General features: G+C 58.2%; 14 protein-coding genes. 6 read left to right on the forward strand and 8 right to left on the reverse strand.

Going from position 1 to position 12,439, the window contains the following annotated elements; translation table 11 throughout:
- Positions 1 to 94 precede the first annotated feature (94 nt).
- From AC1DEK_RS20690 to AC1DEK_RS20705, 4 genes are all read right to left on the reverse strand, one after another.
- Positions 95 to 1,000, reverse strand: a complete 906-nt coding sequence (locus tag AC1DEK_RS20690) for a peptide arginase family protein (protein ID WP_478127157.1) — start codon at positions 998 to 1,000, stop codon at positions 95 to 97.
- Positions 997 to 2,163, reverse strand: coding sequence for a Shedu immune nuclease family protein (locus AC1DEK_RS20695; protein WP_478127158.1), 1,167 nt, complete (start codon positions 2,161 to 2,163; stop codon positions 997 to 999). Before AC1DEK_RS20695 ends, AC1DEK_RS20690 begins: the two co-directional genes overlap by 4 nt.
- 225 nt (positions 2,164 to 2,388) lie before the next feature.
- Positions 2,389 to 2,898, reverse strand: coding sequence for a hypothetical protein (locus AC1DEK_RS20700; protein WP_478127159.1), 510 nt, complete (start codon positions 2,896 to 2,898; stop codon positions 2,389 to 2,391).
- A 164-nt stretch (positions 2,899 to 3,062) separates the two neighbouring features.
- Entirely contained in the window at positions 3,063 to 3,707 is a 645-nt protein-coding gene (locus tag AC1DEK_RS20705) for a DUF6988 family protein (RefSeq protein WP_478127160.1), read from the reverse strand.
- Between the two features lie 628 nt (positions 3,708 to 4,335).
- On the opposite strand from AC1DEK_RS20705, the gene AC1DEK_RS20710 reads away from it, so the two are divergent.
- From AC1DEK_RS20710 to AC1DEK_RS20730, 5 genes are all read left to right on the forward strand, one after another.
- Complete coding sequence (locus AC1DEK_RS20710) at positions 4,336 to 5,028, forward strand: energy transducer TonB (protein ID WP_478127161.1); 693 nt, start codon at positions 4,336 to 4,338, stop codon at positions 5,026 to 5,028.
- 346 nt (positions 5,029 to 5,374) lie between these two features.
- Positions 5,375 to 5,572: a hypothetical protein gene (locus tag AC1DEK_RS20715; RefSeq protein ID WP_478127162.1), complete on the forward strand. Its 198-nt coding sequence runs from the start codon at positions 5,375 to 5,377 to the stop codon at positions 5,570 to 5,572.
- 379 nt (positions 5,573 to 5,951) lie between these two features.
- Positions 5,952 to 6,146: a hypothetical protein gene (locus AC1DEK_RS20720; RefSeq protein WP_478127163.1), complete on the forward strand. Its 195-nt coding sequence runs from the start codon at positions 5,952 to 5,954 to the stop codon at positions 6,144 to 6,146.
- A 3-nt stretch (positions 6,147 to 6,149) separates the two neighbouring features.
- The gene (locus AC1DEK_RS20725; RefSeq protein ID WP_478127164.1) at positions 6,150 to 6,275 is read left to right on the forward strand and encodes a hypothetical protein; all 126 of its coding nucleotides are present in this window, start codon (positions 6,150 to 6,152) and stop codon (positions 6,273 to 6,275) included.
- An 804-nt stretch (positions 6,276 to 7,079) separates the two neighbouring features.
- Entirely contained in the window at positions 7,080 to 8,660 is a 1,581-nt protein-coding gene (locus tag AC1DEK_RS20730) for a hypothetical protein (protein WP_478127165.1), read from the forward strand.
- A 62-nt stretch (positions 8,661 to 8,722) separates the two neighbouring features.
- On the opposite strand, the gene AC1DEK_RS20735 is transcribed toward AC1DEK_RS20730, so the two are convergent.
- From AC1DEK_RS20735 to AC1DEK_RS20750, 4 genes are all read right to left on the reverse strand, one after another.
- Positions 8,723 to 9,802 carry an HNH endonuclease gene (locus tag AC1DEK_RS20735; protein ID WP_478127166.1) on the reverse strand — a complete coding sequence of 360 codons (1,080 nt, stop codon included), beginning with the start codon at positions 9,800 to 9,802 and terminating at the stop codon, positions 8,723 to 8,725.
- Positions 9,803 to 9,810: 8 nt separating this feature from the next.
- On the reverse strand, positions 9,811 to 10,257 hold the full coding sequence (locus tag AC1DEK_RS20740) for a hypothetical protein (RefSeq protein WP_478127167.1): 447 nt from the start codon (positions 10,255 to 10,257) through the stop codon (positions 9,811 to 9,813).
- A gap of 151 nt (positions 10,258 to 10,408) precedes the next feature.
- A complete protein-coding gene (locus AC1DEK_RS20745) occupies positions 10,409 to 10,951 on the reverse strand; it encodes a hypothetical protein (protein ID WP_478127168.1) in 543 nt (180 codons plus the stop codon).
- A gap of 2 nt (positions 10,952 to 10,953) precedes the next feature.
- Positions 10,954 to 11,253: a hypothetical protein gene (locus AC1DEK_RS20750; protein ID WP_478127169.1), complete on the reverse strand. Its 300-nt coding sequence runs from the start codon at positions 11,251 to 11,253 to the stop codon at positions 10,954 to 10,956.
- A 74-nt stretch (positions 11,254 to 11,327) separates the two neighbouring features.
- Here AC1DEK_RS20750 and AC1DEK_RS20755 point away from each other — a divergent pair, with 74 nt between their 5' ends.
- Positions 11,328 to 12,122, forward strand: coding sequence for a hypothetical protein (locus tag AC1DEK_RS20755; protein ID WP_478127170.1), 795 nt, complete (start codon positions 11,328 to 11,330; stop codon positions 12,120 to 12,122).
- Positions 12,123 to 12,439: the final 317 nt, after the last annotated feature.

Consider the following 12,439-nt stretch of genomic DNA (forward strand, 5'->3'; position numbering starts at 1 on the left):
ACTAACATTGCTCCTGCGACAGCAGTGTGGATGCTCACCAAGGTCGCGGAGCTCCAAGACCAGCAGCCCACATGCCAGCGTGATCCCGCACGCGCTATGAAAGCGCGTTCTCGATATGTGCCAGAAGTTTGCGCAGCAATTCGGGCACATCAGGCGCCCCTGTCTCGTCCAACCAAAGCTCCCGCACGCAGCCTTCTTCGGTGGCGATGGTGACTGCCTCAGCGGCCCGGATGAGGCTCAAGAACGTGGACGGATCGGACGGTGAGACGGCACGCCACGAGTGGAAGCAGTCGAGATCGATGTCCAAAATAAAGGGCGCGGTCACCGCGGGCGATGCACCGATAGATGCGGCAAGCCCGTCGGCGCGCGAGAGCTGGTTTTCAAGATACCTGCTTTCGATGATCTCGTCGGCATGATGCTTGACGCAATCGTCGTCGTAGACAGCTTTGATGCAATCAACGGCACACCGATGGGGGACAACATAAAGCCCGTCAGATCGCACTTCACCCTGCGTCGAGCCCGAGCCATCGCTCAGTTGTATGGAGAACGACCTTGCCAAAATCCCGGCCGCTGTTGCCGCATGAATGTGTTCGTCGTGGGCCAGATTCTCAATGGCTTCAACTATGGAGGCGTCGTCCCTCCAGTCCACGTTTGCGAGATGTTCGCGCTCGATAAGTTGGATTGCTTCTTCATCTCCGACGCCATCGGTTGCCAGAAATGCAAACTTGCGGAATGCCTCGTCCGTGTCCGTGTGATGATCAATCGTGATGAGCGTCGGGGCAGCGCCGAGTCGTCGTCGTTCCAGAGTCCATGCTGCAAGGGCCTTGTGATGGTCGTCCACGATATAGACAGACTTACCACCGATGATGCGGTGTTGGAAGAGATTTTCGATTGCGTTTTCCATGGCTGTCCGGCGGTCATTGTCGGCCTGTGTTGCGCATCTATCGATGTTCAAGAGCTCGAACAAGTGGTTGTAGGCAGCAATCCGGTTGGCTGTCATGGCTTGGCTGTCTGTGCAGCATCAACGATGAACTTGCTTCGCTCGTAAAGCTCGTCAAAGGTGAGGATGTCGATGCCCGTGATGCTGTTGCGGTAAAGCTCAAAGGAGCGCAGCTTGTCTAAGTTAACACCATGCTCTGCCATGAACTCCGACATCGAACCGATCACGACAAATGCCCGTGGCTTGAAATTGAAGACTTCTTCCCCCGTAGGACTGCCTTGGTTGTCGGTCGGTCGAATCAGTCCATAAAGAGCATGCATCGCGGCTGCAACGGTTCCCTGAACCTGGGCCACCGCGCCACAAAGCTCTCTAGAGGGCGCCCAGCAGCCTGGGCGATAGTCCTTCGACTCAAGGAGATCGGTGCCATGCTTCTTGATCTCAACGAAGCACAATGAATTGATGATGCCTCTGGTCTTCATCAATCCGTCCACCCGCTTTCCATGCTTCAGAAGGTCGTGACCCTGCACGACTTGCTCAAGTTTTCGGTCTTCAAACCCAGTAACGAAAAAGTAGCTCAGCCCGTAGCCAAACACCCATTGGTTCCGCTCAAAGAACATCTGCCAGAGAGCTTCATCACCCGCGGCCTTCTTCAGTTGCTTAACCTCATCAAAGTACCCGCGATCTTCAAGCAGCTTCTGGAAGATGGTCAGTTGCCGCTTCCTGTAGCCGAGCGCAACAATGTCCTCCTTCGTGAGTTCGGCTTGGATCACCTCCGCGAAGACCTCTGGATTCTCGTGAATAAGGCTGGTGACCTGCTCCTTAGACAGTACGAGTTTCCGAAGCTCGGAGTCAGTTATGTTGACCTTCTCGCGATCTGCGAACTGGTAGGCAGCGATGTTCTGAAAGAATGTGAGGAGTTTCGGAATTTCCTCGCCGATGAAAGAAAAGTGGGTGTTATGAGGCGTGCCCGTATTCCCATTGAATGACTGCAAGGTGACTACGCTGAGTTGTCTGTCAGCCTCCAGAAACTTGGCCCGGATTTCAGTCCTTCCCGTCTTGGTGCGTCGAAGGACAATTTCGTCCTTTACTTTGACAAAGTGCATGCCTTCAGAATCGACGACTTTTGAGGCAATGCGAAGCGCGCCTTCGAGAGTAGGGACTGTTGGGCTGATGTAAGTCTTGCCCGCTATCTTGTTGTTGAAATAGTCAGCTTCGTCACTCATGTGTTACCCCTCCACGACTTCCTGTCCAACGGCGATTTTTGGCCCGATATTCAGGCTCGCGAACTCGACGAGCTTCTTCCGTCGCCGACACAACGACCGCATCGCCTGCCCGGCCGTGAGACACTCTTTCTCAGCATGAACATCAGTTGCAACGATTCCTATTTCCGTTCGCTTGACTGACCTGGCTTGAGGGAGTGGCACCATTACGGCTTGACTGCGCGGCTCTCAAAGGTTGGCTCTTGCGTGGGATTGATCACGAAGAAACTCTCGATTGCGATCATCCTCAACGATGGAAGCGACATATCTTTCTGATATTCCCTTCACGGTCGCCCGCAGTACGTGAAGGTCCCCAGCCGCCGCCTCAAGCTCACTGAGCGATGACTTGGAGTAGTCAACGTTCAGTTCGTCTACTGATTCATTGATTGACGCTAAAGACTCTTGGTCCGCCGCGAGTTGACGCATCCATCCCTCCCTAGCACCTGAGTTGTACGTGCCCATGGCGGCAGCAACTGCATTTCTTGAGCGTTCGGCGCGATCAAGAAGAACGCCTAGATCGTCGGCGCTCTGGAATGCCTCCACTCCAGTTTTCATGAGTTCCAGCCGCAGTTCAAGCGATTTGATTTCACCTGTCCGGCGATAGCTGAAGTAGCCCATGAGGGAGCCAGAAATGCCCGTGACGGCGCCAATCAATCCAGAGATAACACCAATGTATGCCAACAAATCGGTGTTACTCATGTGTGTCCAATAAGAGGCCGATTGATATGGGAAATCCATACAGTCTCGTGAATGCTCTGAAACGGCCTGGGTTCATATTGCGAGTGTGGTATGTGGTTATTGGCGATGGGTCTGATCGTCGTGCATTCTGCCTTTGAGGCGGCCGCTGAACGCTCGTGCGTGGTCTAAACTGGTAATGCTGGAGGCATGCACGCGGCGTGCTTCTCCCGCAGCAGACGCATGCGAGGCACAAGGCCAGGGTCTTGGGCTGCGATCACCGCGGCATTTGCCACGTACAGTAGCATCAGGTTTCGATTCAAGATCACGGCCATCAATTGCTCTCTCGGGTAGGACGACATCAGGGCATGCGCGACCGCCTGCGAGCCGCTGTGCACGAATGAGTGCATCGCCTTGATCGTCGTCAGCAGTTTCGAGAACTCAACAGCGAGGTGAGGAACCTCCCGCTCAATGTGCGACAGCATGTTGGCGATCTTCACCTGCGAGGCCGGCTCTTGGTGCTCTGGTCCTTCAACGGGCGTGGTGAATTTATCAAGCCATTCGTCATTGGCGCACTGCGCGGTCCAGACGGCCCGCACCACGGCCTCGAACTGCAACCTGCACAACGCCAATGCCGTGCCGGTCAATCCGGCTTCCACCAGCACACGCTGGCTCAGCGCATGCTCGAAGGCGGCGCCGCACAGCGCCATGGCGATAACGCCGCGCTTCGACCGTGCTTGGCACTTGCCCAGCAGCTTCGCCATGTCTTCATCGAGCGCCTCGCTCGCGGCCAGCAGTTCGGCCAAGCGGGTTTCATCGTTTTGCTCGCTCATGGGCGCGAGCAATCGTCCACACCCATGCGCCTTGGTGCCTCGGTCGGCCAGCGACAAATGAAATTCATCTTGATCCAGTTCGGCCCGCGTTTCATTCTTGATGTCCGGGGTCGCTTCGGTCCCTGCTGGGCTTCGGCGCTGTGCTCGGTGCGACGTGCGACAGGTACTCGCGGCATTGATAGGCCAACGTAGCGCGTGCGGCATTGACTGCTTGAGCATCCCCTTGCATTGCAGCCGCTACTTTCAAAAGGGCGTTGCCAAGCCGCCGCTCGGTGCGCTCAGTCGGCGTTTCAACTTTCGGCCGCTTTCGATACGTGATCTCAATGCTCAATGGAGTCCTCCATCGCTCGACGACAAAACAGGCTTGGCAAGTAGGCCGCCGGCAGGTTGGCGGATCGCTATTGTGCTTCGATGAGGCGCCACGCACGATGATGCCGATCAGTACATGTCACGGCCACGGGCGCGACGTGGACCCCGCCCCGAACGTGGCGGGCTTGTGGTTGAGCGATTGAGGCTTACTCTCGATCAACATCGGGCGGGCCCGAGAAGTAGTTCCTCGACAGCCACCAGTCCACTCAGGACAATCTAGGTATTAACCCTGAACCCCTGAGACAAACGGGCTGACCCCATGAAGAAACTGATACTCGCTGCCCTCATCGCGGCACCGTGCGCCGCCGCTCAAGCGGAGTGGTCCCAGCTCGGAACGAGCAAAAGCGACCCAGAGACTTGGTACGTAGACTCGTCAACGGTCCGTCGCCAAGGATTGCGTGCGAAAGTCTGGACTCTCACCGACTACAAGTCCGCTCAGGTCGGCAGGGGAGCCAAATATCGCTCCGAGAAGGCGCAGTTGCAATTTGATTGCCGCGAAGAGACGTTCGAGACCAAGATGGTCATGTACATGAGCGGCCAAATGGGCGAAGGCAACGCTGTCCACACAAACACCTTGCCTATGGTGGTGCCGGTCCCGGTCCCGCCGAGTTCTATTGCTGCCGCGCTGATGGAAGTCGCCTGCTCGGCGTCGGACCACTCGGGCGGCTCGGGCGGCTCGGCCAGCTACGGCGGTAAGGTCGCAGCAGCCGTGCGGCCGAACGTCGTGTTTCCGGACGCGGACCTCGTCGCCGGCAATCCGGCGGCGGAGTTCGAGGTTCGCCTTGCGCCGGATGGCACCATCGTCGGCACGCCGACGCTCACGAAATCGAGCGGCCTGTCGAATTGGGACGAGGCCGCGTTGCGCGCGCTTCAGAGGACGGAAAAGCTCCCCCGGGACATCGATGGGGACGTGCCGCCGCGTCTGGTTGTGTCGCTGAGACCCAAGCGCTGAAGCCCGCGCTCGCTAAACCAGGCGCCACTGGCTTTCCGGGGACGGGTGTCGTTCACGTTTTTCAATAGCAATCGACGACTCGTGAACACTTCCGTCATGACCCGACCAGCGCACCGTTGAGGCGCGACAGGAATTTTCCGGTTCTAGCCCAGGCTCCTGGCGATCCGTTAGCGCCGCTTCCTGATCGTCGTGGGTGAAGGGAGGAGAATCACTACGTATGGCATGTACGTAGGAGGCATTTGATGTTTACCACGGACGAATCGGGCTTCGAGGTCGGCGGGCGCCGGCCGGCTTGTCTTGCTGGACCTGAAGCGGAAGCAAAGCGGCTCGCCGCGTGGAAGGCGGCATGGGAAACGCGAATCCGGTGTTGCGGCATCACTCGCGCGGGCGTGCAGTGCAAGAACCAGCCGATGCGCGGCAGGGTGACGTGCCGGCGTCGCGGGCCTGCGGCCAGCTCGCGGCATCCGTTGAAGAAGCCACCGACCGCCTTGGCCATGCACGCGCGCGAAATGCGTCGCCTGTGGCGCGCGGCCCCCTGGACTGACGGCTTCACCGTCGAGCTGGACCCTGAAGGTCAGGATCGCCTGGAAGCCTGGGCTGACGGGAGTCGGCATCACGTGGGCCTGGCTGTCGCCCGCCACGCGGGATTTCGCGACCTGGGGCTTCCTGAATGCCTGCCGGAGTGGGCGGCATCCCGAAGAGAACGCGGGCGCAAGCGACAGCCTGGCAGAGCGAACCGCCGACACGACGGCAAGGACGGCATTGAATCCGCAGTCCAATCACATCGACCGCCTGGCAGCCTCGCGCCCGCTTGCAAGGTACAGGGAAGTCCCGCCCTTAGGTCAGCGTGGCTACTTCATGGCTGACCTGATCGACGCCTTGCCCATCCTTCTGGGCCGGACCGAAGGAACGCGGGAGCTACCATGCCGGTCATGACCACGCCCGACCCGACCGTCAGCACGAGCCCCAATGAAGAATCGAGCGCCGACTTGCTGGCGCTGACCAAGGTGACCAAGGCACTGCACGACCGGGGCCTGAGCCCGGACGAAACCAAGGCAGCACTGAAAACGGACTTGGAAATGAACCGGGCGAAGCGCAACCAAGCGACGAAGACCTAGCCGATGGCCAAACCCAAGAAGCCCCGACCGAAGCCGACACTGCCGCTGGCGCCGTTCCAGCCGCCCAAGAACCCGCTGGAGACCCTGCCGCCTCGCCGGCTGTGGGGCACGAAGCCAACACCCGAGTAGTGCCCGCCGATTTAGCGCGTCTGACCCCATTGCTGTTCAATGGAGGGCAACCGTGATCTGTCCTTCTCCAAGCTGATCTCACGCAATCGGGCTTCAACCGCAATCGCACAGATGACAAATAGTGGTGCCATTTCTGGCTTGTCCTGTTCTCGGAAGGTAGATAGATTGAAAAGAGTGCTTGCACATACAAGAAATCGCCTCGCTAAAGACGTTCTTCCGCATATCGTCCGGTTGCGCCTTAGGACGCAGTCGCTCCGAGATAGGCTGATTGCTGGACTAGGAACATGCGTTGTCAGCGTCTTCTCAGTCGGGCTTAGTGTTGTGCTTCTAGCCGTGCCCCAACTAAAACAGAGCCTTGATGGATTCCAGCCGCTCGAAGCAGTACTGTCTGCAATTGGCGCGACCTACGGCACGATTCTCGCCCTCGTTCTTACGTTGTCCGTCATTCCAGTTCAACGTGCGTCAGAAGTTTGGTCGTCCTCCATGATGCGGATATATCGCAGCGACCGTGCCACTTACGTAGTGTTTGTCGTACTAAGTGTCTGTTGCGTTAGCAGCTTCGCACTCTCAGTCCGGGGACTCGTGCCAATTCCCGTCAGTTTCGTCATAGCTGTGTCGTTAACGGCCATAGGCATCAATCTTGACTTGCTCCGGTGGTACCACGCTCACGTCTGCCAACTTCTTGACCCAGTGCATTCTGTGGGGTTGGCGCTCAATGAAGCTCGCTCTTCAATCGACCGTGTCCGCGCACGAGTGGTAGAGATAGCAAACGTCCAGTTTCATCAGCTCCGAGAAGAACAAAGGATGATCGTCACACCTCAGGCCATTGAAACTATGGTCTACGCCCAATTGAAAGACTATCCCCAATCGATCAACTCGTGGATAGCCGACCTCTCCGAGATTGCCACGCGGGCGGTGGGACGAGGTGAGAAGGGAGTCGCAAGATCGGCGGCCGCTGCAATCGGCGATCTCACAACCCACTACCTGACTTCTAGAAAATCCAATCTCAGCATAACTAGTGCTCCAGGCACGATGTTCATGGCGAGAGAATCGGATGTCGATGTCGTCGTAAACCGAGCCTACGAAGCTCTGCAAGAGTTGAGCGCATCGGCTGCGGCCCAGTCTGACGAAGGTACTGCGATTCGTGTCTCAGAGGTCTATCAAGAAATAGCGATTCACACGGCCCACCTTGATGGTTTGTCGTTCCGCGATGGCTCCGCTCCGCTTACCTATGCTCCGCTGCACTATGCATTTGATTGCGTGATGCGCGCACAGACAAAGGGGTTGGATGAGGTTGCATTCCAAAGCGCGGGAATCCTCGCCAAAGTCTCGGAGGGCGCCCCGAAAGACATCGATACCTCAGACATCCACATACCTGTAGTTGATGGGCTCTCAAAGATCGCACTGTACTTCTACGGCAAGCGAGGCAGTTGGGCGATAGCAGAGGCAACAAACAGACCCATGTTTCGCATCTTGGCGCAACTTCTCCACCGTCAAGATGCTGGATTCAAAGAGGTTCTCCGGCACGTGCTCAAAAAAATGGAGCTGCTTGCACTCCCGGCGCTCGCCAATGAGGCAATAAATGGCGGGCACTCTATGACGTATCCGCTCAACGAAGCCTACGGCCTGGTGAACGCGAATTCGGTCGCGTACCTAGTTGAGAGGGCGGCCAGAACACTCCCGAAGGTGGATGAGAAGCGCGCATGGGTAAATCCATACGGCCGATTTGCCGAGGTCGTGAAAGTTGTCGCCACGCACCTTAGAAGTCAAGGGGAGAGCTGTGAGTTTGGTGACAGCTTTCTTATTTGGCAGATCGACCAATCAATCAGAAAAATTGCCAAGATTCTTGCGCTTTTGATTGATCAGCCTATTCGTACCGATCATGGGGATGAAGAGGAACTCGTAGACGCACTGCGCTCCATCTTGTCCTTCTACTGGGTTGCTTTCAGCGAAAAGAAGACGGTAGGCGGGCAGCGCGCCGATGAATGCTGCGAAGCCTTGACGATGATTGGCGTAACATTCCTGAATCAGCGGCGTCCAGATGTTCTGAGGACTTGCATGTCTAACATCTGGTCGATAGTCGAATCCTACTGTAAGGCAGAAAAATCGATTGATGCATACAAATTAGCGGATTTGCTAGCTCATCTGTGGGGCATCAGACTGCTGTTGGTCGCAATGGACAATCAAGCACTGATCGAGGAGCTCGACAAGAACTTGGACCGAAAACCACAAGCACTCAGCGACGAACAATGGGGCCGTGCGCAAGAAGCCATCATGCTGAGACGAGAACAACTTGGAGAGCGGCTGGAGGACTATCAAGACGGATATGTAGAGGCAGAAGCCCTGCTTGGGCGTTCGATTCGAGAGGCTCAAAGAGTTGGTTAGGTCAACACGCTGGTCCAACAAGGTCGCGGATGCCGGCGAATTTCTCGATATTGTGACGGGTGCTATCCGCCCCTGCTATTGAGAAGCCGATGCTCAAGCCGATGACAGTTGGCGCACAGGCATAGAAGATCGTCCAACTTGGTCGCGTGGCCGTCGCGCATCTCCGAGACCATGACTTTGTTGTGGTGCACTTCTATACATGCCTCGGCATCTTCGGTTTCGTACTTGGCGACGGGGTCCTCTTTACACTTCTCGCAGAACAGCCTGCCGCCGTGCAATCTGCGGAACTCGGCTTTCTTTGCTTCTCGCAGCCCGGCAGCTCGCTCGCGTCGCATGTGCCCGCGAAGCCGCGGGGTACCTTCGATCCACTCGCGATCCGCTGCTTCCGGTGGCGGCTGGGGCGCAACTTCCGTGGAACCCTTGGGCACGATCTGATACCCCGCTTCGAGCAAAACACGGAAACACGAGGTGCCTTCACCCCCGGAGAAGTGTTTTGGTTCGACGGTGAAACCAAGAGCCTCGCTTGCAGCCACACCGAATACCGCCTTGGGCGGAAGGCGCACCCCATTTTCGAGCAGTACATCGAAATCAACGGACTCGCCGAAACCATGATCTCTGAACCCGCCTTCCAGACGCTGCACGGCACGCCAAAGGTGCTCCGCTGTGACCCTGAGCAGCTCACTCGCAGGCAATCGCGCCGCGCTCCGAGTGTCCTTGCTGGACTGCGCCGCCCCTAGTGATTGCAGGATGTCTTCCGTGTCAGTTCCCTCGGGTAGTTCCAACCGAATCCGCTTCGTGGAGTTACCGCCTTTCGACGACGGCTTCTTGCCAACCAGTTGCATGCGCCGACCCATCATGCTTACAAGGTTCGCCGCAGGTTCATTGGCCTCATGTGGCTCGAGAATCACCCGATCCGCAATAGGAATCTCTTGGACGCGCCCGCTATCAACCCATGCCCGCTGCACGGGCTTCCCCGCGCGTTGCAGCCGTTCAAGCAGTAACCGAAGCGCCTGGCCGTAATCGGGATTCAGGGCTTGGCTGCCCTTGCTTCCGCCGCGGCTGTGAAAGACGATGCTGGCATCAAGCACGTCGAAGTGGGCATGGAGCAGCGAGCCGTCATCTGCTAGAAGTTGATATGCCATGGTGCTCGCTAATCCAGGTTCAATTCGGGCGTCCGCTTATTGACCAATGCATGGCGCCAAATCGCTTCACGCTCGGCCAGCGCCAAATACGCGCGCTTCACGGAAGAAAGCGGCCTTCCATTGGCGAAGTCAGTCTGTCGCCAACCGTGGCCAAAATCGCAAGTAGCGATGAATAGTTCCGCAACGGAAGGGTCGGCGAATTTCACCACGTATCTTTGCGCTTTCGGGTGGTATTGCGTGCGACCTGTAAGTCGCTGAGATTTCCCGATGTACACCACTTCAGCGTGCTCTGGTTTCGCTGGACCAGCAGGAAGAGCCGAATTCGGCGAGAAGCGCCCGAGCATGTATAGGCCACCGAAGTCAAACGTGGTCGGTACATCCCACGCATCAGCGAGCTTGGCGCGCCCATGCCAATGCTGCCATGGGGTGAACACGATTGTCGGCAGTTCCAACATGCGCTCCTAAGGGGGTGTGTCGTACTCGATAGGCCTCTGGCTACTGCGCAGATTCCCCGCAACGGCGACGCCATTCTGCCCTGTGGACGGCCGGCTCGGGGCTCTACCCAGGCGGGGCGCGCTTGCAGGGAGTTGTGCGTTGCGCATGCCGTCAGCGCCCAAACGGTCGCGGTTTGAACTTCGAGGCCCGGAAGGCTGGCTCGGGTTCGGGCGGGTCGGCTTCATGAGGCCGCCAATGTGCGCTGCCGGTGTCGCGTGCCCGAGCAATCCGAATCTCCATCGACACCCACAACAGCAGGTGCGCGAGCACATGCTTGGGCGCCTCCTCCAGCAGCACCCGCATGGCGAAGTGCCACTCGCCCGGGGCCGTGTAGGTGCGCATCATGCGCAGCTCGTGAGGCAGCAGGCATCCGGCCTCGTCGGTGGACTGCTCGATCAGGAGCGCCAGCTCCTCGGTGCTGACAAACCAGCGCCATTCGTCGTATTTCTCCTGAAAGCGCCGGTCCTTTTCCCGCCGTTGCTCCATGCGCTCCATGCCCTCGGCCAGCATGGCGCATTTCGCGGTGCGGTCATCACCTTCGCCGCGGCGCTTCCACTGCGCCATGTACTCGTTCCACCAGGACTGCTCGTACAAGCCCTCGTTCATCGGCGGCGCCAGCAGCCGGTCGAGGTCAATGCGGGGCACGTCGCCCATGGTCATGACTCCGGTGGACGCGGCGCCATTACTGGGTCGCCCAGCAGCATGGACGGGCCACCGCGAGTGCGCGAGGTTGCCGGCCGTGCCCAGGCCACGCACCGGCCCAGGGTCCGCGCTTCTTCGAGCTGCGCCCGGCTCGTGATCCTGAATACGTCGCGCTTGCAGTTGTCGCAATAGCGCACGCCGGGCGCGAAGGTCGGGCGCAACTCGGCCCAGGTCTTCGAGCACACGAAGCCGAATTCGCACAGGTCCGCGTCGGACGGTTCGTCGCCGGGGTGGTGAATCTGCACCTTTGTCATGGCTTGTGTCTCAATAAACCCCTCGGTGGTCTCAATGCTTGCGGGTAGGCGTGGGTACATTCTGATGTTATGCCGTGAAAATTGTCGCCTGCGCCCGCGAACGGTTCCGCCAAAATCACGCCATGAATCCAAAGTGGAATCCCCCCGAAGGCGCAAAGATTGACCGCCGCAAGTTAATTCGCGATGTCCACGCCGCTCATGGACCCGAGGTTGCCAGGGAGTTTGAGGTGAGCCTCAAGTCGGTCTTTCTCAGGCGAGACTATGCGCAGTATCACTTCGCCGAGGCGCAACGGCTCGTCCTAGATCAAGTAGCGCAAGTGAATCTCTCCGACGACCTGATGTCGGCAATGAAGCTGGTCCTTCCCTTCGACAATGCCGTGTTCGAGGACTTTCAAAGCCGGCGGTTTCAGGCTGAAGCGCACTTGGTGGCGCTCCTCCAGAGTCTCCATGCAATAGGGGACACCCTCGGGCACGTGATCTATTTCGCAAGGGGGATGGCAGCACAGGAGAAGACCCGCCTTCGTGAGCGTGATATTGGCCTTGCCAGGGTCCTTGGACGCCTTGATGCTGGAGACCCGCTGGCGCAGCTGCTGGAGGACTACGGAACCGAGCCAGTGGTGCAGCAACTGGACGACATGGTGAATCACGCCAAGCATCGAGCGATTGTGGTGGCGCCGGTCTCCTTGGATGTTGCCGGGGTGCAGGATCAGCCGCTGGGACTGCAATTTACGCAGTTCACGCGCCTTGGTTCCTACAACCCCAGCCGACGTGTAGCGCCCTTCGTCGAAGAAGCATTTGTCACGCAGACGGCCTACGCCTTGCACGCATGCCTGATCCTGGTGGCTGAGTTGGCCTTGAAGGCGGAATAGGCAGCGGGCGCGGATGGTCCGAAAAGACGACGCCCTTGAACGGTGGCGCAGTTCTATGGAGCAGCATTCGGGCTGGTGCGATAAGGTGATTCCGATGATAGGACCGGCATGCGCTGCGCTCGGCGCGACGTTTTCATATCTTGAAACAGCGCAGGTAGTATGGCGGTGGTTTCCCGCCTGATGTCCGGCGCGGTCCTGCCTCTTTTCAGGTCACCGGAGCACCCGGAGCACTGACCCCATTTCCATAAAATCTCGCGTAAGAGATTTCTCTTAAAAGACTTTACTGAAAACGGGGTCAGTGCTCCGGGTGCTCCGGT

This window comes from Variovorax sp. 10N420 (assembly GCF_056394705.1).